Below are 25,541 nucleotides of genomic sequence, written 5' to 3'. Positions count from 1 at the left end.
GGGGCCCGATCAGGCGTTTTCGAGGACGATGCCCTCGATCTGGTTGGCCACGTCCTCGCACTTGTCGGTCACGGTCTCCAGCAACTCGTAGATGGCCTTGAGCTTGATCACCTCGCGCACATCGGGTTCCTCGCGGAACAGCTTGCTCATGGCGGTTCGCATCACGCGGTCGGCGTCGGACTCGAGGCGGTCGATCTCCTCGCAGGTCTTGAGCGCGGCTTCCGCCGTCTTGGCGTCGCCAATGTTGTCCAGCAGGTAGACCGCATCCTTGACGCGCTCGCAGCACTTCACGCTGAGCTCGGTCAGCCGGATGATCTCTTCCGTCATGTGGCGCACGTCGTACAACGCCATGGTCTCCGCCGAATCCTGGATCAGGTCGGCCACGTCATCCATGGTGTTGATCAACGAGTGGATCTGTTCACGGTCGATCGGCGTGATGAAGGTCTTGTGCAAGGACTGGTTGACCTCGCGTGTGATGCGGTCGGCCGCCTGCTCCGCGGCATCGACATCGCGGTTGTACTGATCACGCAGATTGAGGTCGCTGTAGTGCGCCACCAGCTGGGAGAAAGCGCGTGCTGCCTCCACGATGCGGTCCGCATGCTGATTGAACATCTCAAAAAAGTTGCCGTCGCGCGGCATTAATTTCCCAAACAGCATGAAGCTCTCCTAATTCTTGGCTCGTCAGTGAAATGACTGAAAACGGGGTGAAGTTTAACCGCCACGCCCGACGCCACCCGCCCCTCAGGCACCACGGAAGATGAAATACACCGCCCCCACCATGCACAAGGCGGCCCAGACATAGTCGAGCTTGAACGGCTCCTTCAGGTAGAGCATGGCAAACGGCAGGAACACGCTGAGCGTCACCACCTCCTGCACGATCTTGAGCTGCGCCACCGTAAAGCCCGCCTGCTGGAAACCGATGCGGTTGGCCGGCACCTGCAGCAGGTACTCGAACAGGGCGATGCCCCAGCTCGCCAGCGCAGCCAGATACCAGGGCGCCGTGGCCAGATTCCTCAGGTGTCCGTACCAGGCAAAGGTCATGAACACATTGCTGCCGATCAGCAGCAGCACGGTTTGCACGGACAAGGGCAGTGAGGTGATGGCATTCATGGCCGAATTATCCCGGAGGCGCAAAGAAAAAGCCCCGCGGCGCGAGCCGGGGGGCTTTAAAAACCGGGCTGCAGACGAGCCCGGTCAGGGGAGACCGCTGATCAGGCGGCCACGGAGGCGGCCACGTCCTTGTACTCCTCGATCTGGTCGAAGTTCATGTACTTGTAGATCTTGTCGCCGTTGGCGTTGATCACACCGATGTCGGCCAGGTACTCGGCCTTGGTCGGGATGCGACCCAGCTTGGAGCAGATCGCCGACAGTTCGGCCGAGCCCAGGTACACATTGGTGTTCTTGCCCAGACGGTTCGGGAAGTTACGCGTGCTGGTGGACATCACGGTCGCGCCCTCCTTCACCTGCGCCTGGTTGCCCATGCACAGCGAGCAGCCGGGCATTTCCATGCGGGCGCCGGCCGCACCGAACACACCGTAGTGGCCTTCTTCGGTCAGCTGGTGGGCATCCATCTTGGTCGGCGGAGCCATCCACAGCTTGACCGGGATGTCCTTCTTGCCTTCGAGCAGCTTGGATGCGGCACGGAAGTGACCGATGTTGGTCATGCAGGAACCGATGAACACTTCGTCGATCTTGGCACCGGCCACGTCCGACAGCGTCTTGGCGTCATCGGGATCGTTCGGGCAGCAGACGATCGGCTCGGTGATCTCGGCCAGGTCGATCTCGATCACGGCAGCGTACTCGGCATCGGCATCGGGTGCCAGCAGCTGCGGGTTGGCCAGCCAGGCCTCCATGGCCTTGATGCGGCGACCGATGGTGCGCGCATCGGCGTAGCCCTGGGCAATCATGTTCTTCAGCAGCACGATGTTGCTGTTGATGTACTCGATGATCGGTTCCTTGTTCAGGCGCACCGTGCAACCGGCGGCAGAACGCTCGGCCGAGGCGTCGGACAGCTCGAACGCCTGCTCCACCTTCATGTCCGGCAAGCCTTCGATTTCGAGAATGCGGCCGGAGAAGATGTTCTTCTTGCCCTTCTTCTCGACCGTCAGCAGGCCGGCCTTGATGGCGTACAGCGGGATGGCATGCACCAAGTCACGCAGCGTGACGCCGGGCTGCATCTTGCCCTTGAAGCGCACCAGCACCGATTCGGGCATGTCCAGCGGCATGACGCCGGTGGCAGCGGCAAAGGCCACCAGGCCGGAGCCGGCCGGGAAGCTGATGCCGATCGGGAAGCGGGTGTGGCTGTCGCCGCCGGTGCCGACGGTGTCGGGCAGCAGCATGCGGTTGAGCCAGCTGTGGATGATGCCGTCGCCCGGACGCAGTGCAATGCCGCCGCGGTTGCTGATGAACTCGGGCAGTTCGTGGTGCATCTTCACGTCAACCGGCTTCGGGTAAGCAGCGGTGTGGCAGAAGGACTGCATCACCAGGTCGGAGCTGAAGCCCAGGCAGGCCAGGTCCTTCAGTTCGTCGCGGGTCATCGGGCCGGTGGTGTCCTGCGAGCCGACCGAGGTCATCTTCGGTTCGCAGTAGGTGCCGGGCAACACGCCCTGGCCTTCCGGCAGGCCGCAGGCGCGGCCGACCATCTTCTGTGCCAGCGAGAAGCCCTTGGCCTTGGCGGTCGGGTTCTTGGGCAGACGGAACAGTGTGGACGGCGGCAGGCCCAGCGCTTCGCGCGCCTTGCCGGTCAGGCCACGGCCGATGATCAGCGGAATGCGGCCGCCGGCGCGCACTTCGTCGAACAGCACCTCGCTCTTGACCGTGAACTCGGCAATCACCTTGCCATCCTTCAGGGCCTTGCCTTCATAGGGGCGCAGCTCGACGGTATCGCCCATGTTCATCTGGCTCACATCGAGTTCGATCGGCAGGGCGCCGGCATCTTCCATCGTGTTGTAGAAGATCGGGGCGATCTTGGAGCCCAGGCAGACGCCACCGAAACGCTTGTTCGGCACGAAGGGAATGTCCTCGCCGGTGAACCACAGCACGGAGTTGGTGGCCGACTTGCGGGAAGAACCGGTGCCGACCACGTCGCCGACGTAGGCCACCAGGTTGCCCTTGGCGCGCAGGTCTTCGATGAACTTCACCGGGCCGCGCTTGCCGTCTTCCTCGGGCGTGATGCCATCGCGCTTGTTCTTCAGCATGGCCAGCGCATGCAGCGGAATGTCGGGGCGGCTCCAGGCATCGGGCGCGGGCGACAGGTCGTCGGTATTGGTCTCGCCGGTCACCTTGAACACGGTCAGGGTGATGCTCTTGGGCACTTCGGGGCGGCTGGTGAACCACTCGGCATCGGCCCAGCTTTGCAGCACGGCCTTGGCGTGGGCATTGCCCTTGTCGGCCTTTTCCTTGACGTCGTGGAACTGGTCGAACATCAGCAGGGTTTTCTTCAGGCCTTCGGCGGCCACGGCGGCCACGGCGCTGTCATCCAGCAGGTCGATCAGCGGCGTCAGGTTGTAGCCGCCGAGCATGGTGCCCAGCAGCTCGGTGGCCTTTTCGCGGCTGATCAGGGCACACTTCTCGGTGCCGTGGGCCACGGCGGCCAGGTAGCTGGCCTTGACCTTGGCGGCATCGTCCACACCGGCCGGGACACGGTGGGTGATCAGATCGACCAGCGTGGTTTCCTCGCCCTTGGGCGGGTTCTTCAGCAGCTCGATCAGTTCAGCGGTCTGCTTGGCAGACAGCGGCAGCGGGGGAATGCCGAGCGCGGCGCGTTCTGCGACATGGGCGCGGTAGGCTTGCAACATGAAAATCTCCTTCTTCAAAAATCAAAAATAGTTTCAACCCTTGTCGCACGGGCTTTCTCTGCTACTTATTCCGCAGCATCCTGCAATGCCAGTGCATTGCGCATCGTGGGCGGCGGGGTCACCGGATCCAGCAGGGAAGGCGGCGGGTTCTTCTCCATGGCCGCAGCAACCGCCACCTGGGAGGGGTTCATGCAGGCATCCGCCAGGCGTTTGCCGAGTTTGGTGCTCATCAGCATGGATTTGTTCGCCAGCTGCAGCCAGACGGCGCCGGCGTGCTGGTCTTCCAGCCGCATGGCACCGGTGGAGGTCACCACCGGCGCCATGTGGAAGAGGTCCTTGCCCAGACGCACATGGAAATAACCAGCGGCCTTGGGATCGGCCTCTACCGTGACGGAGGCACCGAGTTCGCACGGCACATGCCCCACCTGCACGCGCTCCGCCAGCGCCAGTTCAGCGGGCGACAGCGGCGCAGCGGGTGCGGCTACTGGCGTGGCCGCAGCAACAGCCGTCTTCGCCGACGACGCCTGCTTGCCGTGGGCGAAATGTGTCTTGCGGGACGGCAGGTTCTGCGCCAGCAGCGACATGGGCATGGCTGCCACCAGAACCAGGGTAATCAATGCTTTCATCATGCGCTCCTTGTGTGATTCGACAATCCGGCACTTTAACGAGTTGCAATCTGGAAATAGGCCTGCACACTTGCAGGCAAGTGGCGCCCGGTCTGGTGTGCCCGCTCCAGCACCTGCCAGAAATAGCGGTAGCTGGCACGGTCATGCAGCTGGCCTTCAAAACTCACGGGCGCCCACTGCGCCTGCGCGGCCACCTCGATGATGGCTGCGGCGCGTTCGATCTCCGAACCGCTCGGCGCCAGTGCCTCCAGGATAGGGCGAATCTGGCTGGGATGAATGCTCCACATGCGCGTGTAGCCAAACTCCCGGGCCGCCTTGGCGGCCGCGGCCTTCATGGCTTCAGTATCACTGAATTCAGTGACCACACAATGGGAAGGCACTTTGCCGTGGGCATGGCAGGCGGAGGCAATTTCCAGCTTGGCGCGCACCACCAGCGGATGGCTGAACTGACCCAGTTCTCCGGACTGCGCATCAGGACGCGAACTCATGGCACTGGCAGGAATGGCGCCGCCGTGAGCGGACACAAAATCCATCAGGCCGAAGCTGATGGACTGCACGCGCGGATGCGCGGCAATATCGAACGCCCGATGCACGGCCGCCGGCGACTCCAGCAGCACCTGCAAGGGCAAGGGTTCGCTTCGGCCCGCTGAACGCGCAGCAGCATCAACGGCCGCCACGGCCCGCTCGACATCCGCCACCGTCTCGACCTTGGGGATCATCAGGTGGCACAAGGCCTTGCCGGCACCGCCAACAATGGCCGCCACATCGGACTCGAACGCGACATGGTCCACCGGATGCACGCGCACGGCGACACGTGGCGACGCCGGCAAGGCCGCCTTGCCGGCGGCCTCCTGCGCTTCGTTGGCCAGCGCCACCACCATCTGGGCATGGTCGCGCTCGCCACCGACCGGGGCGCCGTCTTCGCAATCGAGCGAGACGTCGAAGACGCAGGCCCCGAACTCGGCAATCATCTCGGCCTGCAGCTGCAGGCTCTTGCGCATCCGGACCTCGACGCCGCTGTAATGGTCGCAGACCGGCAAGAAGCCGGCCGCGGCCTGGGCGCCAAGGAGGATGTCGCGCGGATGAGCCATGTTTACAGCAGGTGCTTGACGCCGTCCTGCTCGCCTTGCAACTCGGCCAGGGTGATGTTGATACGCTCTTGCGAGAAGGCGTCGATGGCCAGGCCTTCAACCACCTTGTACTCGCCGTTTTCGCAGGTCACCGGGAAGCCGAACATGGTGTCCTTCGGAATGCCGTACTGGCCATCCGACGGAATGCCCATGGTGACCCACTTGCCGTTGGTGCCCAGGGCCCAGTCGCGCATGTGGTCGATGGCAGCATTGGCAGCCGAAGCAGCCGACGACAGGCCGCGTGCCTCGATGATGGCCGCGCCGCGCTTGCCCACGGTGGGCAGGAACACGTTGGCGTTCCATTCCTGGTCGTTGATCATCTTGGCCACGCTCTCACCCTTGATGGTGGCAAAGCGGTAGTCGGCGTACATGGTGGGCGAGTGGTTGCCCCACACGGTGAGTTTTTCGATGTCGGCCACGGCCTTGCCGGTCTTGGCAGCGATCTGGCTGGCAGCGCGGTTGTGGTCCAGGCGCAGCATGGCGGTGAAGTTCTTACGCGGCAGATCCGGGGCGCTCTTCATGGCGATGTAGGCGTTGGTGTTGGCCGGGTTACCGACCACCAGCACCTTGACGTTGCGGCTGGCCACGGCGTTGAGGGCCTTGCCCTGGGCCGTGAAGATGGCGCCGTTGACGGCCAGCAGCTCGGCACGTTCCATGCCCGGGCCACGCGGACGCGAACCCACCAGCAGGGCGTAGTCGGTATCCTTGAAAGCGGTCATCGGATCGCTGTGGGCTTCCATGCCGGCCAGCAGCGGGAAGGCGCAGTCGTCGAGTTCCATCATCACACCCTTGAGGGCCTTCTGGGCCTTTTCGTCGGGGATTTCGAGCAATTGCAGAATGACGGGCTGGTCCTTGCCCAGCATTTCGCCGGAAGCGATGCGGAACAACAGGGCGTAACCGATTTGGCCTGCGGCGCCAGTAACAGCAACGCGAACGGGCTTTTTGCTCATGGTGAGAACTCCAGAAGTGTTGTGAACGGTAACCGGGACGTAACCAAGCCCCGGATGCACCGCGAAGTGTACCGCGAAAACCCTGATTTATCAATTTGTCTTATGTCTTATATAAGATATGATTCAACCTGTTCTGCCTGCGTGCAACCACCTCCCGCCCCATGAACCAGACGCCCTCTTTTGCTGTTGACCCTGCCCACCCCGGCACGGAAGGTGGCGCGTCTGCGCAACCCGGCCCGACCCCCGCCTTCAGCCCGCTGTACCAGCAGATCAAGGGACTGATTCTGCAAAGCCTGCAGTCGGGTGAATGGAAACCCGGCGAGGCCATTCCGAGCGAAATGGACCTGGCAGCGCGCTTTCGCGTCAGCCAGGGCACGGTGCGCAAGGCAATCGATGAACTCGCGGCCGAGAACCTGCTGCTGCGCCGCCAGGGCAAGGGTACCTTCGTCGCCACCCATGCGGAACAGCATGTCCAGTACCGCTTTCTGCGGCTGATGCCGGACCAGGGCGACAACCAGAGCGAAGGACCGGCCGAGCGCACCATCATCGACTGCAAGCGCCTGCGCGCCAGCGCCGACGTGGCGCGCGCCCTGGCACTGCGCACCGGCGACAGCGTGCTGCAGGCACGCCGGGTGCTTTCCTTCGCCGGCCGCCCCACCATCCTGGAAGACCTGTGGCTGCCGGGCACCCCCTTCAAGGGCCTGACAGCGGAGCGCCTGAGCCAGTACCACGGCCCGATGTATGCACTGTTCGAAACCGAATTCGGCGTGCGCATGGTGCGCGCCGAGGAAAAAATCCGCGCCGTCCTGCCCGATGCCGCCCAGGCCGCCCTGCTCAAGATTCCGAAAACACGCCCTTGCTGAGCGTGGAACGCATTGCCTACACCTACAACGACGTCCCGATGGAACTGCGCCGCGGCCTGTACCTGACCGACACCCACCACTACCACAACGAACTCGGCTGAGAAACTCTGTTACCACGTGCAAACCCCATAAAGAATCCCCCGACTCCCTCGTTCCATTGCTGCGTTGCAATAGAATTTGCCCCGGCAACCTGCCAGAAATTACAAAGCGGTTACATCCAAAAGAGAAAGCCCAACCATGACTGAGCTTGTCACCCCTTCCCAGGCCAAACGGCCCGAGTTCCGCAACATCAACGCGTTCAAGGATCTCCCCACCTACCGCATGGCCCCGGCCGCCTGGGTGTCGATCCTGCATCGCGTCAGCGGCGCCCTCATGTTCCTCCTGCTGCCCTTCATCATCTGGCTGTTCGATGTGTCGGTGTCGTCGGAGTATTCCTTCGCCCGTTTCACGGCCCTGTTCGGTGCCGGCGTCGGCCCGGTGCCGGGCTGGTTCTTCAAGCTGGTGGCACTGGCCCTGATCTGGGCCTACCTGCACCACATCATTGCCGGCATCCGCCACCTGTGGATGGACCTCACCCATGCGGTGACCAAGGAATTCGGCCGCAGTTCGGCCATCGTCACACTGGTGCTCAGCCTCGGTCTGACCGCGGTTCTCGGTGCCAAGCTGTTTGGCCTTTACTAAGCAAGAAGGAGCGACACATGTCGGTTAACTACGGCTCCAAGCGCATCGTCGTCGGTGCGCACTACGGACTTCGCGACTGGCTGAGCCAGCGCATCACCGCGGCCCTGATGGTCGTGTTCACCCTGCTGCTGCTGGGCCAGGTCCTGCTCACCCGCGGCCCCATCGGCTACGAAACCTGGGCCGGCATCTTTGCCGCCCAATGGATGAAGGTACTGACCTTCGTTGTCATCATCGCGCTGGCCTACCACGTCTGGGTGGGCATGCGCGACATCTGGATGGACTACATCAAGCCCATCTGGCTTCGCCTGTCGCTGCAGGTATTCACCATCGTCTGGCTGGTTGGCTGTGCCGGCTGGGCCATTCAAGTCCTGTGGAGGCTGTAACCCATGTCCTACTCCTTATCCAAACGCAAATTTGACGTTGTCATCATCGGTGCCGGCGGTTCCGGCATGCGCGCCTCGCTGCAGCTCGCACGCGCCGGCCTGAACGTGGCCGTGCTGTCCAAGGTGTTCCCGACCCGCTCGCACACCGTCGCCGCTCAAGGTGGCGTCAGCGCCAGCCTGGGCAACATGAGCGAAGACAACTGGCACTACCACTTCTACGACACCATCAAGGGCTCTGACTGGCTGGGCGACCAGGACGCCATCGAGTTCATGTGCCGCGAAGCACCGAAAGTGGTGTACGAGCTGGAACACTTCGGCATGCCGTTCGACCGCAACCCCGACGGCACCATCTACCAGCGTCCGTTCGGCGGCCACACCGCCAACTACGGTGAAAAGCCGGTGCAGCGTGCCTGCGCCGCCGCCGACCGTACCGGCCATGCCATGCTGCACACGCTGTACCAGCAGAACGTGCAGGCCAAGACCACTTTCTTCGTCGAATGGATGGCGCTGGACCTGATCCGCGACGCTGACGGCGACGTGGTGGGCGTGACCGCGCTGGAAATGGAAACCGGCGAGACCTACATCCTGGAAGCCAAGCACACGCTGCTGGCCACCGGCGGTGCCGGGCGCATCTTCGCCGCATCGACCAACGCCTTCATCAACACCGGTGACGGCCTGGGCATGGCGGCACGCGCCGGCATCCCGCTGCAGGACATGGAGTTCTGGCAGTTCCACCCGACCGGCGTGGCCGGCGCGGGCGTGCTGCTGACCGAAGGCTGCCGCGGCGAAGGCGCCATCCTGCTCAACAGCAATGGCGAGCGTTTCATGGAGCGTTATGCCCCGACGCTGAAGGACCTGGCACCGCGCGACTTCGTCTCGCGCTGCATGGACCAGGAGATCAAGGAAGGCCGTGGCTGTGGCCCGAACAAGGACTACGTGCTGCTCAAGCTGGATCACCTGGGCGCCGAGACCATCCACAAGCGTCTGCCCTCGGTGTACGAGATCGGTGTCAACTTCGCCAATGTGGACATCACCAAGGAGCCGATTCCGGTGGTGCCCACCATCCACTACCAGATGGGCGGCATTCCGACCAACATCAACGGCCAGGTCGTCACCCCCGACGGCAGCGGCAGCCAGAAGGTCGTGAACGGCCTCTACGCGGTGGGCGAATGCGCCTGCGTGAGCGTGCACGGTGCCAACCGCCTGGGCACCAACTCGCTGCTCGACCTGCTGGTGTTCGGCCGCGCGGCCGGCAACCACATCGTCCAGGCCAGCGACAAGGCCAAGGCCCACAAGCCGCTGCCGGCCGACGCCGCCGACCGCACACTGGCCCGTCTGGCCCGTCTTGACAGCTCCACCACCGGTGAATATGCCCAGGACGTTGCCAACGACATGCGCGCCACCATGCAGCAGCACGCTGGCGTGTTCCGTACCCAGGCCTCCATGGACGAAGGTGTGCGCAAGATCAATGCCTTGCGCGAGCGCGTGGCCAACATCACGCTCAAGGACAAGTCCAAGGTGTTCAACACCGCGCGCATCGAGGCGCTGGAAGTCGAGAACCTGATGGAAGCCGCCCAGGCCACCATGACCTCGGCTGCCGCCCGCCGCGAGTGCCGCGGTGCCCACACCGTGAACGACTACGAGCGTCCGGCCGACGACGCCCAGTTCCCGCTGGGTCGCAACGACGCCGAGTGGATGAAACACACCCTGTGGGACAGCGCCACCAACAGCCTGTCGTACAAACCCGTCAACCTGAAGCCGCTGACCGTGGAGTCGGTGCCCCCGAAGGTCCGTACCTTCTAAGGCCCCCACATCCAGCATCCACGACGCACGGAGAAAAATACCATGGCAAAACGCACATTCCAGATCTACCGTTACGACCCGGAAAAGGACGCCAAACCCTACATGCAGACCATCGAGGTCGAACTCGACGGTCACGAGCGCATGCTGCTCGACGCCCTGATGAAGCTCAAGGCGGTTGATCCGTCCATTTCGTTCCGCCGCTCCTGCCGCGAAGGTGTCTGCGGCTCGGACGCGATGAACATCAACGGCAAAAACGGCCTGGCCTGCCTGACCAACATGAACACGCTGCCTGGCGTGATCACGCTCAAGCCGCTGCCCGGCCTGCCGGTGGTGCGCGACCTGATCGTCGACATGACGCAGTTCTTCAAGCAGTACAACTCGATCAAGCCCTACCTGATCAACGACACGCCGGCACCCGAGCGCGAGCGCCTGCAGAGCCCGGAAGAGCGTGAAGAGCTCAACGGCCTGTACGAGTGCATCCTGTGTGCCAGCTGCTCGACCAGTTGCCCGAGCTTCTGGTGGAACCCGGACAAGTTCGTCGGTCCCGCCGGTCTGCTGCAGGCCTACCGCTTCCTGGCGGACAGCCGCGACAACGCCACCGGCGAGCGTCTGGACAACCTGGAAGATCCGTACCGCCTGTTCCGCTGCCACACCATCATGAACTGTGTCGATGTCTGCCCCAAGGGTCTGAACCCGACCAAGGCCATCGGCAAGATCAAGGAAATGATGGTCGCCCGCGCGGTGTAAGCAATTCACCGGGGTTCAACATGGACAATGAACTGATTGACGAAAGAACGCTGAGCAAGCTGAAGTGGCGCTGCCGCCGCGGCCTGCTCGAGAACGACCTCTTCATCGAGCGTTTTTTCAACAAGTTCGAGTCCACGCTGACCCTGGCCCAGGCACAGGGCCTGACGGCCCTGATGGACCTGAGTGACAACGATCTGCTCGACCTCCACCTCGGCCGCAAGCCGCTGGCCGAGGTCAGCCCCGAGCTGAACCGTGCGGACGTGCAAGAAGTTTTAGACATGTTGAGAGAAACCTGCTGAAAGGCCCCCAATGAAACTCGCTGACAACAAAGCCACCCTGTCGTTCAGTAACGGCAGCCCCAGCGTCGAGCTGCCCGTCTACCAGGGCAACATCGGCCCGGATGTGATCGACATCCGCAAGCTCTACGGCCAGACCGGCATGTTCACCTACGATCCGGGTTTTCTCTCGACGGCTTCCTGCCAGTCGGCCATCACCTACATCGATGGTGACAAGGGCGAGCTGCTGTACCGCGGTTACCCGATCGAGCAGCTGGCCACCCAGTGCGACTTCCTTGAAACCTGCCACCTGCTGCTGTACGGTGACCTGCCGAACGCCGACAAGAAGGCCGCCTTCAGCCAGCGCGTGACCATGCACACCATGGTCAACGAGCAGATGCAGTTCTTCCTGCGCGGTTTCCGCCGTGATGCGCACCCGATGGCCGTGCTGACCGGTCTGGTGGGCGCCCTGTCGGCCTTCTACCACGACAGCACCGACATCAACAACCCGGAACACCGCGAAATCGCCGCGATCCGCCTGATCGCCAAGATGCCAACGCTGGTGGCCATGGCCTACAAGTACGGCGTCGGCCAGCCCTACATGTACCCGCGCAACGACCTGAGCTATGCCGGCAACTTCCTGCGCATGATGTTCGGCACACCCTGCGAGGACTACAAGGTCAACCCGGTGCTCGAACGCGCCATGGACCGCATCTTCATCCTGCACGCCGACCACGAGCAGAACGCATCCACCTCCACCGTACGCCTGTGCGGCTCGTCCGGTACCAACCCGTTCGCGGCGATTGCCGCTGGCGTGGCCTGCCTCTGGGGCCCGGCCCACGGCGGTGCCAACGAGGCCTGCCTGAACATGCTGGAAGACATCCAGGCCAACGGCGGCGTGGCCAAGGTCGGCGAGTTCATGAACCAGGTCAAGGACAAGAACTCCGGCGTGCGCCTGATGGGCTTCGGCCACCGCGTCTACAAGAACCACGACCCGCGTGCCAAGCTGATGCAGGAAACCTGCAAGGAAGTGCTGGCCGAGTTGGGCCTGGAAAACGACCCGCTGTTCAAGCTGGCCATGTCGCTGGAGAAGATCGCTCTGGAAGATGACTACTTCGTGCAGCGCAAGCTCTACCCGAACGTCGACTTCTACTCTGGCATCGTGCAGCGCGCCCTGGGCATTCCGGTCAACCTGTTCACCGGCATCTTCGCCCTGGCCCGCACTGTCGGCTGGATCGCCCAGCTGAACGAAATGATCAGTGATCCGGAATACAAGATTGGCCGTCCGCGCCAGCTCTTCACCGGTTCGCCGCGCCGCGACGTGCCGCCGTTGGCCAAGCGTTAAACTGCGCTGAAACGCATGCCCGCCGCACGGCAACGTCGGCGGGCATTTTTCATGGGTCGCCCAACTTTTGTCCCCAACATGCACCTGATCCGAAGCGCTGCTGAACTTCGCTCGCTGCTGGAAGACGCGTCCGCTGCGTCCTCCTGCGCGTGTGGCCTGGGACACTGTGCCGGCTGGACCAGCATCACCGAAGAGCGCTGGCCGGCTGCGCAGATGACCCAGGTGGCCACCCTGCGCGACCCGGAGGTCTATGAACCGACCTTCGAGGAATACCACCCGCACGGCACACGCTACGACTCGCCGGAGGCACCGGTGGCACTGGCCTACTTTCCCTACAACCGCTGCGACGTCTGGCAGTGCCGCTCATGCTGCCGCCATATGCTGCGTTACACCGAGTTCGGCGGTTACTACGTAGACCACCGCGTGCGCGAACTGTCGCCGCAGCTGGACATCCACGATTGAAACCCCACTGGCAGCGTCCGCATAAAATGGCGGATTGCCAAGGAAGATTGCCCATGGGACGCACCCTGTACGACAAGATCTGGGACGAGCACGTCGTCCACACCGAGGAAGACGGCACCGCCATCCTCTACATCGACCGCCATCTGGTGCATGAAGTCACCAGCCCGCAGGCCTTCGAGGGCCTGCGTCAGGCTGGCCGCAAGGTCTGGCGCGTCAGCTCCATCGTGGCCACCGCCGACCACAACACCCCGACCACCGGCTGGGAACTGGGCTACGACGGCATTGCCGACCCGATCAGCAAGGAACAGATCACCACGCTGGACGCGAACATCAAGGAGTCCGGCGCCGCCGCCTTCTTCCCCTTCCTGTCCAAGCGCCAAGGCATCGTGCACGTGATCGGCCCGGAAAACGGCGCCACCCTGCCCGGCATGACCGTGGTCTGCGGCGACTCGCACACCTCGACCCACGGCGCCTTTGGTGCGCTGGCGCACGGCATCGGCACCAGCGAGGTCGAGCACGTGATGGCCACGCAGACCCTGCTGGCCAAGAAGGCCAAGAACATGCTCGTCAAGGTGGAAGGCCAGGTTGCCAAGGGTGTGACCGCCAAGGACATCGTGCTGGCCATCATCGGCAAGATCGGCACCGCCGGCGGCACCGGCTACACCATCGAATTCGCTGGCTCCGCCATCCGCGCCCTGAGCATGGAAGGCCGCATGACGGTGTGCAACATGGCGATCGAAGGCGGCGCCCGCGCCGGCCTGGTGGCGGTGGACGACAAGACCATCGAGTACGTCAAGGGCCGCCTGCTCTCTCCCACCGGTGTGGAATGGGACCAGGCGGTGGCCTACTGGAAGACGCTGCACTCCGACGCCGATGCCAAGTTCGATGCAGTGGTCGAACTCGATGCCGCGCAGATCCTGCCGCAGGTCACCTGGGGCACCTCGCCCGAGATGGTGCTGGGGATCGACGGCCGCGTACCAGACCCCGACAAGGAAAAGGACGCCAACAAGCGCGGCGCCATCGAGCGTGCCCTGACCTACATGGGTCTGGAGCCGGGCAAACCGCTGGCCGATATCGCCATCGACAAGGTCTTCATCGGCTCGTGCACCAACAGCCGCATCGAGGACATGCGAGAGGCTGCCGCCGTGGTGAAGAAACTGGGCCAGAAAGTGGCCAAGAACGTCAAGCTGGCGATGGTGGTACCAGGCTCCGGCCTGGTCAAGGAACAGGCCGAGCGCGAAGGCCTGCACGAGATATTCAAGGCCGCCGGCTTCGAGTGGCGCGAACCGGGCTGCTCCATGTGCCTGGCCATGAACGCCGACCGCCTGGAGCCGGGCGAGCGCTGCGCCTCCACCAGCAACCGCAATTTCGAAGGCCGTCAGGGTGCCGGTGGCCGTACCCACCTGGTGAGCCCGGCCATGGCCGCCGCTGCCGCGGTGCACGGCCATTTCGTCGACGTCCGCAAATTCGCCTGAACTATCTGCCTAGGAGAACACGATGAAAAAAACGACCCTGTTTGTGATCCTGTCCCTGACGCTGGCGCTGGTGGGCTGCAACACCGTCAAGGGCGTGGGCCAGGACATCCAGAAGGCCGGCGAGAAGATCGAAGGCGCGGCGAAGAAATAATGAAAACCTTTACCGTACACAAGGGCCTGGTGGCCCCGATGGACCGCGAGAACGTCGACACCGACGCCATCATTCCGAAGCAGTTCCTCAAGTCCATCCGCAAGACCGGCTTTGGCCCCAATCTGTTCGACGAATGGCGCTACCTCGATGCCGGCTACCCGGGCCAGGACCCAGCCAGCCGGAAGCCCAACCCGGATTTCGTGCTGAACCAGCCGCGTTTCGAGGGCGCCTCCATCCTGCTGGCACGCAAGAACTTCGGCTGCGGTTCCTCGCGCGAGCATGCGCCATGGGCGATCGACCAGTATGGCTTTCGCGCCATCATCGCGCCCAGCTTTGCCGACATCTTCTTCAACAACTGCTTCAAGAACGGCCTGCTGCCAATCCAGCTGCCGGAGGCCACGGTAGCGCAGCTGTTCGACGAATGTGCCGCCTTCCCCGGCTACCAGCTCACCATTGATCTGGAACGCCAGGTGATCGTCAAGCCGCAAGGGGAGGAAATTCCCTTTGACGTGCAGGCCTTCCGCAAGTACTGCCTGCTCAATGGCTTCGACGACATCGGCCTGACGCTGCGCCACAAGGACAAGATCGCCGCCTTCGAAGCCCAGCGCTTGGCACAAAAACCCTGGTTGGCCCACACCACTATTGCGTGAGCAGCTATCAATTTAATAGTAATCAAAAATGAAAATCGCAGTCTTGCCGGGTGACGGCATCGGCACCGAAATCGTGGCCGAGGCCGTCAAGGTCCTGAAGGCGCTTGGCCTGAAATTCGAGATGGAAAGCGCGCTGGTCGGCGGCGCCGCCTACGAGGCGCACGGCCACCCGCTGCCCGAGTCCACCCTGAACCTGGCCAAGGCGGCCGATGCCATCCTGTTCGGCGCCGTCGGCGACTGGAAGTACGACAAGCTGGATCGCCCGCTGCGCCCTGAGCAGGCCATCCTGGGCCTGCGCAAGCACCTCGGCCTGTTCGCCAACTTCCGCCCCGCCATCTGCTACGAGCAGCTGGTTGGCGCCTCCAGCCTCAAGCCCGAGCTGATTGCCGGTCTGGACATCCTGATCATCCGCGAGCTGACCGGCGACATCTACTTCGGCCAGCCGCGCGGCCGACGCACCGCGGTGGACGGCCACTTCCCCGGCGCCGAAGAGGCCTTCGACACCATGCGCTACAGCAAGCCGGAGATCGAACGCATCGCCCACGTCGCCTTCCAGGCTGCGCGCAAGCGCAACAAGAAGGTCACCAGCGTGGACAAGGCCAATGTGCTGGAAACTTTCCAGTTCTGGAAAGACGTGGTGACGGAAGTGCATGCCCAGTACCCGGACGTGGAACTGCAGCACATGTACGTGGACAACGCTGCCATGCAACTGGTCAAGGCCCCCAAGGCCTTCGACGTGGTGGTCACCGGCAACATGTTCGGCGACATCCTGTCGGATGAAGCGTCGATGCTGACCGGCTCCATTGGCATGCTGCCCTCGGCCAGCCTGAACAGCCAGAACCGGGGCCTGTACGAGCCCAGCCATGGCAGCGCACCCGACATCGCGGGCAAGGGCGTGGCCAACCCGCTGGCCACCATCCTCTCGGCCGCCATGATGCTGCGCTTCAGCCTGAACCAGGCCGAAGCGGCCGACCGCATCGAGACAGCTGTGAAGAAAGTACTGGCCCAAGGTCTGCGCACACCGGACATCTGGAGCGAGGGCACGACCAAGGTCGGCACGGCGCAGATGGGCGACGCGGTGGTCAAGGCATTGGGCTGACCCACCGGTCCTTCGCATCTCACACTAAGGGGCAGCCATCCGGCTGCCCTTTTTGCTTGCATCCCCGCACAGCCAAGCCTCGCGGGCCGCTCCCGCTCACGGCAGAGACCGCATCCACTCTGCCGGAACAGCACCTCATCCGCTACAATGGAGCCTTATGTTTGCCGCCCGCCCGTTCCCCCTGAACACCGCCTCTGCCGCCCCGGCAGGCGTGGCTACGCGCGCAACGATCATCAAAACCACGACCATTAAGGGCTGATCCGGCTCCGGTTCGTCGTGCGCCCTTCCCGGCCAGACGAGCCGGGGCAGACAGGCCGGTGTGCACTGTTTTATTTTTGAAAGGGCGTTGAAATGAGCAAGTTGGTAGGTTTGGTCGGCTGGCGCGGCATGGTCGGCTCCGTGCTGATGGACCGCATGGTGCAGGAAAAGGATTTCGACCTGATCGAGCCGGTGTTCTTCTCCACGTCGAATGCCGGCGGCAAAGCCCCGGCACAGGCGAAAAACGAAACCATGCTCAAGGATGCCAACAGCATCGACGAGCTGAAGAAGTGCGACATCATCCTGACCTGCCAGGGCGGCGACTACACCAAGGAGGTGTATCCGAAGCTGCGTGCTGCCGGCTGGAACGGCCACTGGATCGACGCCGCCTCCACGCTACGCATGGCCGATGACGCCGTCATCGTGCTCGACCCGGTCAACCGCGACGTCATCGACCAGGCGCTGGCCAAGGGTGGCCGCAACTGGATCGGCGGCAACTGCACCGTGAGCCTGATGCTGATGGCCATGGGTGGCCTGTTCAAGGCCGGTCTGATCGAGTGGGTCAGCGCCATGACCTACCAGGCCGCCTCCGGCGCCGGTGCGCAGAACATGCGCGAACTGCTGAGCCAGATGGGCGCCCTGCACGATGCCGTCAAGGCCGAGCTGGCCGACCCGGCCTCCGCCATCCTGGACATCGACCGCAAGGTGGCCGCCACCATGCGCGACGCCAGCTTCCCGACCAAGAACTTCCGCAACACCGCCCTGGCCGGCAGCCTGATCCCCTGGATCGACGTGCCGGTTGAGCACGGCCAGAGCAAGGAAGAGTGGAAGGGTGGCGCCGAGTGCAACAAGATCCTGGGCAACCCGGCCTTCCGCAGCGCCGGCAGCATCCCGATTGATGGCCTGTGCGTGCGCATCGGCGCCATGCGCTGCCACTCGCAGGGCCTGACCGTCAAGCTGAAGAAGGATGTGCCGCTGGACGAGATCGAGTCCATGCTGGCGGGCGCCAACGACTGGGTGAAAGTGGTCCCTAACCAACGTGAGATCACCGAGCGCGACTTGACGCCGGCCGCCGTCACCGGCACGCTGACCGTGCCGGTCGGCCGCCTGCACAAGCTGGCCATGGGCAACGACTACCTGGGCGCCTTCACCGTGGGCGACCAGCTGCTGTGGGGCGCGGCCGAACCGCTGCGCCGCATGCTGCGCATCCTGCTGGCAGCCTGAGTCCCTTTTCCCCAGACCCAACGGCTTGCGGTTCACCGCAAGCCGTTGTCGTTTGACAACATTCAGCCCCACCTGGGGCGACGAACGGGCAGCTCAGAAGGTTAAGCGCTTTCTTAGCTTGTCAGGCTAACATCTTGATGTTAAGGTACTTTTCCTGTTTTGAGCGTCGGTCGCCTGGTCCATACAAGGTGCTAGGCGTAGCCGCTTGCCCGAACATCGGAGGCTAATAAATTGATTGCTAAGTCACATCGTTGGCAGAAGACTGCCCTGGCCGCTGCGGCCGCGGCGGTTCTGGGTCTGTGGGGAACCCATGCCTCGGCGCTTTCGCTGGGGCGTATTGCCGTCCTGTCGGCGCTGGGCGAGCCTCTGCGGGCTGAAATCGACATTCCCGACATCAATGCTGAGGAAGCTGCCTCGCTGAAGGCCAGTGTGGCCTCACCGGAAGCCTTCCGGGCCGCCGGCATGGACTACAACGCGAGCATGAGCGGTCTGCAGATCACGCTGCAGAAACGCCCCGACGGACGCTCTTTCCTGCGAGTCAGCAGCGACCGCACGATCAATGATCCCTACATCGACCTGATTCTGGAGGCCAGTTGGTCTTCCGGCCGCATCGTGCGCGATTACACGATGCTGTTCGACCCGCCCAATCTGCGCCAGCCGCAGGCCGTGACGGCCACCGTGCCGCAAGTCAGCCCCGCACCGTCCCGTGCGGCTACGCCCGCAGCCCGTACCACCGCGCCGGCGCCCGCCAGCGATACGGGCCGCACTGTGGCGCCGGCCGCCGCCCGCCAGCCCGCCAGGGCGCCCGCGGAACCGACGGCCAAGGTAGCGCCGGACAGCTCGGCCAAACAGCTGACCGTCAAATCCGGCGATACGGCCAGCAAACTGGCCGCCGCCAACCGACCGGCCGGCGTATCGCTGGACCAGATGCTGGTGGCCATGCTGCGTGCCAATCCCGATGCGTTCATCGGCGGCAACATCAACCGTCTGCGCAGCGGCGCCGTGGTAGACATGCCTGGCGCCGAAGATGCACAAGCCACACCGGCCGACGAAGCGCGCCAGATTGTGCTGGCGCAAAGCAAGGATTTCAATGAATTCCGCCGCAAGCTCGCCGGCAATGCGCCGGTCAGCCAGGTAACCAGTGCCGACCGCCGCGCCAGCGGCAAGGTGGAAGCACAAGTCGAAGACAAGAAGAGCGCGGCCGGTACACCCGACAAGCTGACCCTCTCCAAGGGCGCTGTCCAGGCCAAGGGCGGCGAGGAAAAGATTGCCCAGGAACGCAGCGCCAAGGAAGCGGCCAGCCGCGCCGAGGAACTCTCCAAGAACATTGCCGAACTGAGCAAATTGAGCGCGGCGGCAGCCCCTGCCCCTGCCGCATCAGCCCCCCAGGCTGCAGCACCGGCACCGGCCGCGTCCGAGCCGGCCGCTGCGGCCAGCGCGGCCGCCCCCGCCGTCACAGCCTCGGCACCGGCAACTGAAGCCTCTGCCCCAGCACCCGCCCCTGTGGCCTCTGCCCCCGTCAAGCGGCCAGTTCCCCCGGTGCCGATGCCGGTGGAAGAGCCCAGTCTGCTGGACGAACTGCTGGACAATCCGCTGGTCCCCGCGGCAGCGGCAGGCCTGCTGGCCTTGCTGGCCGGCCTGGGGATTTACCGCGTGCGCCAGCGCAAGCAGGCGGCCCAGATGGACAGCTCCTTCCTGGAAAGCCGGCTGCAACCCGATTCCTTCTTCGGTGCCAGCGGTGGTCAGCGCGTCGACACCCATGACAGTGGTGCCAACGGCTCTTCCATGGTCTATTCCCCGAGCCAGCTCGAGGCAGCGGACGATGTGGACCCGGTGGCCGAAGCCGATGTCTATCTGGCCTATGGCCGCGATCTGCAGGCCGAGGAAATCCTCAAGGAAGCCCTGCGCGTCCATCCTGACCGGGTGGCCATCCACCTCAAATTGCTGGAGATCTACGCCAAGCGCCGCGACGTCCGCAACTTCGAAAGCAGCGCCGCCGAAGCCCATCGCCTGACCGGTGGCGAAGGTGCCGACTGGAACCGCGTGTGCGAACTGGGCCTGGGCATTGATCCGGGCAACAGCCTCTTCCAGCCCGGCGGTCAGCCGGCCGCCTCGGCACCGACATTGCCGGCAGCCGTGTCGGAGCCCGTGGCCAGCGCACCGGAGGCCAGCCCGCAAGTGGCCACCCCTGCCGCCGAGCCTGCGGCATCCGCCTTGGATCTGGACCTGGATCTGGACTTCTCGCTTGATGAAGAACCGGCAACAGCAACACCCGCAGTCACCGCAACGCCGGCCGCCGCGCCTGCACCAGAGTCAGTGGCCCCCGACCTGGACCTGAATTTCGAGTTGCCCACCGCCTCCATCCAGGGTGCGGACAATAGCCTCGAGTTCGAACCGCCCAGCTTGCCTGAGCCGTCAACCGGTCGCGACAGCACCGCCGAAACGGCTGGCAGCACGCCGACGGCCGCCGCCGATACCGGCGCACTTGAGTTCGATCTGGGTTCGCTCTCGCTTGACTTGGGTGAAGCCACGACCGAGCAGACCGGCGCCACGGACGACCCGCTGGCCACCAAGCTGGCCCTGGCAGAAGAGTTCAGTGCCATCGGCGACACCGATGGTGCCCGCGCCCTGATCGAGGAAATCATTGCCGAAGCCACCGGTGACATGAAGATCAAGGCCCAGGAGGCCCTGAGCAAGCTCAACTGAGCTGGCTAGGTCCTAAGGCGAAGGCAATGCACCTGGACCCGACCCTGCCGTGAGGGTAGCCTTAGGCGTCAGCTACAACGGCCAGTCTTACGACGGCTGGCAAAGCCAGCCCTCGGGCCGCACGGTACAGGACCAGCTGGAAAAAGCGCTGGGCAAATTTGCGGACCAGCGTATCTCCACCCTGTGCGCCGGCCGCACCGATGCCGGCGTGCACGGCCTGATGCAGGTGGTGCATTTCGACACCAGCGCCGAACGCGCACCCTACGCCTGGGTACGTGGCACCAACAGCTTCCTGCCGCGCGACATTGCCGTGCAGTGGGCCCATGTGGTGCCGGACGAGTTCCACTGCCGTGCCAGCGCCCTCTCGCGCCGTTATGCCTATTCGCTGCTGGAGTCGCCGGTGCGCCCCAGCGTCGATGCCGGTCGCGTCGGCTGGGTCTTCCAACCGCTGGACCTGGCGGCCATGCAGGCGGCCGCCACCCGCCTGCTGGGCGAGCACGACTTCACCTCGTTCCGCGCCTCCGCTTGCCAGGCGCTGTCGCCTGTAAAGAACCTGCTGCGCATCGAAATCAGCCGACGCGGCGCCTACTGGCGTTTCGAGTTTGAGGCCAATGCCTTCCTGCACCACATGATCCGCAACATCATGGGCTGCCTGATCGTCATCGGCCAGGGCAAGCAAGCACCGGAGTGGATCGACGAGGTCCTGGCGGCACGCAGCCGCGATGCCGCCGCCCCGACCTTCTCACCCGACGGCCTGTACTTCCTCGGGCCGCGCTACGATGCCCGCTGGGGCCTGCCCGACCGCACGCCTGCGTATGATTGGCTGCCATGAAGCTCCCCCCCGTTGCTCCCCCACTCCGTGTGGGTCGCCGCCCCCCTCAAGGGTGCAACACCAGCGGCCCGGCAAAGCCGGTTCCGCGGTGTTCCTGGTCTGAGCGGTGCCCGCGTTACAGGCCGTGTGCCATGGAGACATTGGCATGAACACTCGAAGTCTCCCGGACACAGAACGTACCCGCATCAAGATCTGCGGCCTGACACGCGAGCAGGATGTGGACGCTGCCGTGGCCGCCGGCGCCGATGCCGTGGGTTTCGTGCTGTACGAAAAAAGCCCGCGCCATGTGACGCCCGAGCGCGCCGCCGAACTGGCCCGTCGCCTGCCGCCTTTTGTCACGCCGGTGCTGCTGTTCGTCAACGCAGATGCTACAAAAATCATAGCTGCCTGTGCTGCCATTCCGGGCGCTACCGTGCAATTTCATGGGGATGAAACACCCGCCGACTGTCTGCTGGCCAGCCAGAACGGCGCCCGCCCCTTCCTGCGTGCCGCCCGTATTCCGCTGGGCGAAGCCGGCCGGGGCTTCAACCTCGTAAAATACGCCCAAGAATACTCGGCCGCCCAGGCCATCCTGCTCGACGCCCACGTCGACGGTTTTGGGGGCGGCGGCAAATCGTTCGAATGGTCACTTCTTCCTCCAAGCGTCGACGCTCACCTCGTCTTGAGTGGTGGGCTCACACCTGCAAACGTGGCCGATGGCATTCGGCAGGTACGGCCGCGCTGTAAGTCGCTGGCCGTGGATGTGAGTTCCGGCGTTGAGGCCTCCAAGGGCATCAAGGACGCCGGCAAGATCAATCAGTTCGTCGCGGCCGTGCGTGCCGCCGACGCACAACTTGCAGGCTAAAACATGTTCGACTACCACCAGCCCGATGCCAAGGGGCATTTCGGCATCTACGGCGGCAGCTTCGTCAGCGAGACGCTGACGCACGCCATCAACCAGCTGCGCGAGGCCTACGCCCGCTACCAGAACGACCCGGACTTCCTGGCCGAGTTCCAGGACGAACTGGCCCACTTCGTCGGCCGGCCCTCGCCCGTCTACCACGCCGCGCGCATGAGCCGCGAGCAGGGTGGCGCGCAGATCTTCCTCAAGCGCGAAGACCTCAACCACACCGGCGCGCACAAGATCAACAACACCATCGGCCAGGCCATGCTGGCGCGCCGCATGGGCAAGACGCGCATCATCGCCGAAACCGGCGCCGGCCAGCACGGCGTAGCCACCGCCACCATCTGTGCGCGCTACGGCCTCGAGTGCATCGTCTACATGGGCAGCGCGGACGTCAAGCGCCAGAGCCCCAATGTCTACCGCATGAACCTGCTGGGCGCCACCGTGGTGCCGGTGGAGAGCGGCAGCAAGACGCTGAAAGACGCACTCAATGAGGCCATGCGCGACTGGGTGGCGAATGTGGACAACACCTTCTACATCATCGGCACCGTGGCCGGCCCGCACCCCTACCCCATGATGGTGCGCGACTTCCAGAGCGTGATTGGCAACGAATGCCTGGTGCAGATGCCCGAGATGCTGGCGCGCGCCGGCTGCAAGACGCCGCAGCCCGATGCGGTGGTCGCCTGCGTCGGTGGCGGCAGCAATGCCATGGGCATCTTCTACCCCTACATACAGCATGAGCAAACGCGCCTGATCGGCGTGGAAGCCGCCGGCGAGGGCATGAACACAGACAAGCATTCGGCTTCGTTGCAGAAGGGAAGTCCGGGCGTGCTGCACGGCAACCGCACCTATGTGCTGCAGAACGAGGACGGCCAGGTGACCGAGACGCACAGCATCAGCGCCGGCCTGGACTACCCCGGTGTCGGCCCCGAGCACGCGTACCTGAAGGACATCGGCCGTGCCGAGTACGTCGGCATCACCGACCAGGAGGCGCTGGCCGCCTTCCACTACCTCTGCCGTACCGAGGGCATCATCCCGGCACTCGAATCCAGCCACGCCATCGCCCACGCCATGAAACTGGCCAAGACCATGCGGCCCGACCAGTCCATTCTCGTGAACCTCTCGGGCCGCGGCGACAAGGACATCGGCACCGTGGCCGACCTCTCGGGCGCCGACTTCTACGACCGCCCCTCGATGCGTGGCATCCAAGTCAAAGGCGGAGAATCCCAGAAATGAGCCGTATCACCGCCACCTTCGCCGCGCTGCAGGCCAGCCAACGCAAGGCCCTGATTCCCTTCGTCACGGCCGGCTTCCCCTACCCCGACATCACGCCCGAGCTGATGCATGGCATGGTCACCGCCGGTGCCGACGTGATTGAGCTCGGCGTGCCCTTCTCCGACCCCAGCGCCGACGGCCCCGTCATCCAGGCCGCCGGCGACAAGGCCCTGGCGGCCGGCATCGGCCTGCGCCAGGTCATCGAGATGGTGCGTGTCTTCCGCCAGAAGGACAGCACGACCCCGGTGGTGCTGATGGGCTACGCCAACCCGATCGAGCGCTACAACCAGCTGCACCAAGCCACTGGCGACAACGCCTTTGCCCGCGATGCGGCCACTGCCGGCGTCGACGGTGTGCTGGTGGTGGACTACCCGCCCGAGGAGTGCGAAGCATTTGCTGCCGCGCTCAAGGCCCATGGCCTGGACCTGATCTTCCTGCTTGCGCCCACCAGCACGGACGAACGCATGGACCAGGTGGCCAGGGTGGCCAGCGGTTACGTCTACTACGTCTCGCTCAAGGGCGTGACCGGTGCCGGCACCCTGGACACGGCAGCGGTGGAAGCCATGCTGCCGCGCATCCGCCAGCACGTCAAAGTGCCGGTGGGCGTCGGTTTCGGCATCCGCGATGCGGCCAGTGCCTGCGCCGTGGGCCGGGTGGCCGACGCGGTGGTGATCGGCAGCCGCATCATCCAGCTGATCGACAACCAGCCGCGCGACAAGGTGGTCCCCGCCGCCGTGGACTTCCTGCGCGGGATCCGGACCGCTTTGGATTCATAATCCACCCCCAAGCGACCAATGAAACCGGAAATTGGGTTCCAACCCCAATTTCCAAATTGAGGAATTGCACATGAGTTGGCTTGAAAAACTTCTGCCTCCCAAAATCCAGCACACCGACCCGGCTGACCGGCGCAGTGTGCCCGAAGGCCTGTGGATCAAGTGCCCCAGCTGCGAAAGCGTGCTCTACAAGACCGATCTGGAGCAGAACCAGAACGTCTGCCCGAGCTGCAGCCACCACCACCGCATCGACGCCCGTGCCCGTCTCAACGCCTTCCTTGACAACGAGGGCCGCTACGAGATCGGCCAGGAAGTGGTGCCGGTCGACGCCCTGAAGTTCAAGGACAGCCGCAAGTACCCCGAGCGCCTGAAGGAGGCGATGGAAGCCACCGGTGAGACCGATGCCCTGATCGTGATGGGCGGCGCCGTGCATGGCATCAGCCTAGTGGCAGCTTGTTTCGAGTTCGGCTTCATGGGCGGTTCCATGGGTTCGGTGGTGGGCGAGCGTTTCGTGCGCGGCGTGGAAACCGCGATTGAGCAGAAAGTACCCTTCCTGTGCTTCACCGCCACCGGTGGTGCCCGCATGCAGGAAGGCCTGCTCTCGCTCATGCAGATGGCCAAGACCAATGCAGCGCTCACGCGCCTGGCCAAGAAGGGCCTGCCTTACATCAGCGTGCTGACCGATCCGACCATGGGCGGCGTCAGCGCCGGCTTCGCCTTCCTGGGCGACGTGGTGATTGCCGAGCCCAAGGCCCTGATCGGCTTTGCCGGCCCGCGCGTGATCGAATCGACCGTGCGCGTGACGCTGCCGGAAGGCTTCCAGCGCGCCGAGTTCCTGCAGCAAAAGGGCGCGGTCGACTTCATCTGCGACCGCCGCGAACTGCGCAAGACCGTGGCCAGCACACTGGCCATGCTGCAACGCCAGCCGGCCGACGCAGTGATCTGAAGCAGACAGCCTCGAGCACCCCCCTTTACAGGGCGCGAGATCGTCGCGCACTACCGGACTCAGTCGTGAAACACCGCGGGACCGGCTTTGCCGGACCGCTGGCGTTGCCCCCTGCAAGGGGCTGAGGCCTGCGGCTCCGAACCTGCCTGCGCAGGCTCGGACAGGCCGAAGAGCCACAGCCTCTGACGCGGGCCTGTCTGGCGGCTA

Annotated in this window: 24 protein-coding genes and 1 pseudogene; 19 read left to right on the top strand and 6 right to left on the bottom strand. The window is 64.2% G+C overall.

The window, feature by feature from the left end; translation table 11 throughout:
• Positions 1 to 9 precede the first annotated feature (9 nt).
• The 6 genes from CDE01S_RS07725 to CDE01S_RS07700 all read right to left on the bottom strand — a co-directional run bounded on the left by CDE01S_RS07725 (position 10) and on the right by CDE01S_RS07700 (position 6,503).
• Positions 10 to 657 (bottom strand): DUF47 domain-containing protein, encoded by a 648-nt coding sequence (locus tag CDE01S_RS07725; protein ID WP_066705588.1) that lies wholly within the window; start codon positions 655 to 657, stop codon positions 10 to 12.
• 84 nt (positions 658 to 741) lie between these two features.
• Entirely contained in the window at positions 742 to 1,110 is a 369-nt protein-coding gene (locus CDE01S_RS07720; protein ID WP_066705586.1) for a DMT family protein, read from the bottom strand.
• Between the two features lie 101 nt (positions 1,111 to 1,211).
• Entirely contained in the window at positions 1,212 to 3,797 is a 2,586-nt protein-coding gene (acnB, locus tag CDE01S_RS07715) for a bifunctional aconitate hydratase 2/2-methylisocitrate dehydratase (protein WP_066705659.1), read from the bottom strand.
• Positions 3,798 to 3,862: 65 nt separating this feature from the next.
• Positions 3,863 to 4,423, bottom strand: coding sequence for a hypothetical protein (locus tag CDE01S_RS07710; RefSeq protein ID WP_066705657.1), 561 nt, complete (start codon positions 4,421 to 4,423; stop codon positions 3,863 to 3,865).
• 35 nt (positions 4,424 to 4,458) lie between these two features.
• On the bottom strand, positions 4,459 to 5,514 hold the full coding sequence (locus tag CDE01S_RS07705) for an HpcH/HpaI aldolase/citrate lyase family protein (RefSeq protein WP_066705584.1): 1,056 nt from the start codon (positions 5,512 to 5,514) through the stop codon (positions 4,459 to 4,461).
• A gap of 2 nt (positions 5,515 to 5,516) precedes the next feature.
• Positions 5,517 to 6,503 carry a malate dehydrogenase gene (locus CDE01S_RS07700; RefSeq protein ID WP_066705582.1) on the bottom strand — a complete coding sequence of 329 codons (987 nt, stop codon included), beginning with the start codon at positions 6,501 to 6,503 and terminating at the stop codon, positions 5,517 to 5,519.
• Positions 6,504 to 6,664: 161 nt separating this feature from the next.
• Here CDE01S_RS07700 and CDE01S_RS07695 point away from each other — a divergent pair.
• The 19 genes and pseudogenes from CDE01S_RS07695 to accD all read left to right on the top strand — a co-directional run bounded on the left by CDE01S_RS07695 (position 6,665) and on the right by accD (position 25,334).
• Positions 6,665 to 7,467, top strand: a pseudogene (locus tag CDE01S_RS07695) (GntR family transcriptional regulator).
• Between the two features lie 136 nt (positions 7,468 to 7,603).
• Entirely contained in the window at positions 7,604 to 8,047 is a 444-nt protein-coding gene (gene sdhC / locus CDE01S_RS07690) for a succinate dehydrogenase, cytochrome b556 subunit (protein WP_066705581.1), read from the top strand.
• A 17-nt stretch (positions 8,048 to 8,064) separates the two neighbouring features.
• A complete protein-coding gene (gene sdhD / locus CDE01S_RS07685) occupies positions 8,065 to 8,430 on the top strand; it encodes a succinate dehydrogenase, hydrophobic membrane anchor protein (protein WP_066705579.1) in 366 nt (121 codons plus the stop codon).
• A 3-nt stretch (positions 8,431 to 8,433) separates the two neighbouring features.
• The gene (gene sdhA / locus CDE01S_RS07680; RefSeq protein ID WP_066705577.1) at positions 8,434 to 10,233 is read left to right on the top strand and encodes a succinate dehydrogenase flavoprotein subunit; all 1,800 of its coding nucleotides are present in this window, start codon (positions 8,434 to 8,436) and stop codon (positions 10,231 to 10,233) included.
• Positions 10,234 to 10,275: 42 nt separating this feature from the next.
• The gene (locus CDE01S_RS07675; protein ID WP_066705575.1) at positions 10,276 to 10,980 is read left to right on the top strand and encodes a succinate dehydrogenase iron-sulfur subunit; all 705 of its coding nucleotides are present in this window, start codon (positions 10,276 to 10,278) and stop codon (positions 10,978 to 10,980) included.
• Between the two features lie 20 nt (positions 10,981 to 11,000).
• Entirely contained in the window at positions 11,001 to 11,279 is a 279-nt protein-coding gene (locus tag CDE01S_RS07670; protein ID WP_066705573.1) for an FAD assembly factor SdhE, read from the top strand.
• A gap of 10 nt (positions 11,280 to 11,289) precedes the next feature.
• A complete protein-coding gene (gene gltA, locus CDE01S_RS07665; RefSeq protein ID WP_066705571.1) occupies positions 11,290 to 12,600 on the top strand; it encodes a citrate synthase in 1,311 nt (436 codons plus the stop codon).
• Positions 12,601 to 12,678: 78 nt separating this feature from the next.
• Positions 12,679 to 13,062, top strand: coding sequence for a hypothetical protein (locus tag CDE01S_RS07660; protein ID WP_066705569.1), 384 nt, complete (start codon positions 12,679 to 12,681; stop codon positions 13,060 to 13,062).
• Positions 13,063 to 13,115: 53 nt separating this feature from the next.
• The gene (gene leuC, locus CDE01S_RS07655) at positions 13,116 to 14,537 is read left to right on the top strand and encodes a 3-isopropylmalate dehydratase large subunit (RefSeq protein ID WP_066705567.1); all 1,422 of its coding nucleotides are present in this window, start codon (positions 13,116 to 13,118) and stop codon (positions 14,535 to 14,537) included.
• A gap of 22 nt (positions 14,538 to 14,559) precedes the next feature.
• Positions 14,560 to 14,688, top strand: a complete 129-nt coding sequence (locus tag CDE01S_RS07650) for an entericidin A/B family lipoprotein (protein WP_066705565.1) — start codon at positions 14,560 to 14,562, stop codon at positions 14,686 to 14,688.
• Complete coding sequence (leuD, locus tag CDE01S_RS07645) at positions 14,688 to 15,338, top strand: 3-isopropylmalate dehydratase small subunit (protein ID WP_066705563.1); 651 nt, start codon at positions 14,688 to 14,690, stop codon at positions 15,336 to 15,338. Before CDE01S_RS07650 ends, leuD begins: the two co-directional genes overlap by 1 nt.
• A 28-nt stretch (positions 15,339 to 15,366) precedes the next feature.
• Positions 15,367 to 16,437, top strand: a complete 1,071-nt coding sequence (gene leuB, locus CDE01S_RS07640; protein ID WP_066705559.1) for a 3-isopropylmalate dehydrogenase — start codon at positions 15,367 to 15,369, stop codon at positions 16,435 to 16,437.
• 351 nt (positions 16,438 to 16,788) lie between these two features.
• A complete protein-coding gene (asd, locus tag CDE01S_RS07635) occupies positions 16,789 to 17,919 on the top strand; it encodes an aspartate-semialdehyde dehydrogenase (protein WP_066705557.1) in 1,131 nt (376 codons plus the stop codon).
• Between the two features lie 231 nt (positions 17,920 to 18,150).
• Positions 18,151 to 20,625 (top strand): motility hub landmark protein FimV, encoded by a 2,475-nt coding sequence (locus tag CDE01S_RS07630; protein ID WP_369406357.1) that lies wholly within the window; start codon positions 18,151 to 18,153, stop codon positions 20,623 to 20,625.
• Positions 20,626 to 20,674: 49 nt separating this feature from the next.
• Positions 20,675 to 21,457 (top strand): tRNA pseudouridine(38-40) synthase TruA, encoded by a 783-nt coding sequence (gene truA / locus CDE01S_RS07625; protein ID WP_066705555.1) that lies wholly within the window; start codon positions 20,675 to 20,677, stop codon positions 21,455 to 21,457.
• Positions 21,458 to 21,602: 145 nt separating this feature from the next.
• A complete protein-coding gene (locus CDE01S_RS07620; RefSeq protein WP_066705553.1) occupies positions 21,603 to 22,301 on the top strand; it encodes a phosphoribosylanthranilate isomerase in 699 nt (232 codons plus the stop codon).
• Positions 22,302 to 22,304: 3 nt separating this feature from the next.
• A complete protein-coding gene (trpB, locus tag CDE01S_RS07615; RefSeq protein WP_066705551.1) occupies positions 22,305 to 23,576 on the top strand; it encodes a tryptophan synthase subunit beta in 1,272 nt (423 codons plus the stop codon).
• Positions 23,573 to 24,391: a tryptophan synthase subunit alpha gene (trpA, locus tag CDE01S_RS07610; protein WP_066705549.1), complete on the top strand. Its 819-nt coding sequence runs from the start codon at positions 23,573 to 23,575 to the stop codon at positions 24,389 to 24,391. The genes trpB and trpA overlap by 4 nt, the downstream gene beginning before the upstream one ends.
• 70 nt (positions 24,392 to 24,461) lie before the next feature.
• On the top strand, positions 24,462 to 25,334 hold the full coding sequence (gene accD, locus CDE01S_RS07605; RefSeq protein WP_066705653.1) for an acetyl-CoA carboxylase, carboxyltransferase subunit beta: 873 nt from the start codon (positions 24,462 to 24,464) through the stop codon (positions 25,332 to 25,334).
• Positions 25,335 to 25,541 lie beyond the last annotated feature (207 nt).

Origin of the sequence: Curvibacter delicatus NBRC 14919 (genome assembly GCF_001592265.1) — a bacterium.
GTDB lineage: Bacteria > Pseudomonadota > Gammaproteobacteria > Burkholderiales > Burkholderiaceae_C > Hylemonella > Hylemonella delicata.
The sequence above is the reverse complement of the archived record's forward strand: the minus strand, read 5'-3'. Positions and strand labels throughout refer to the sequence as shown.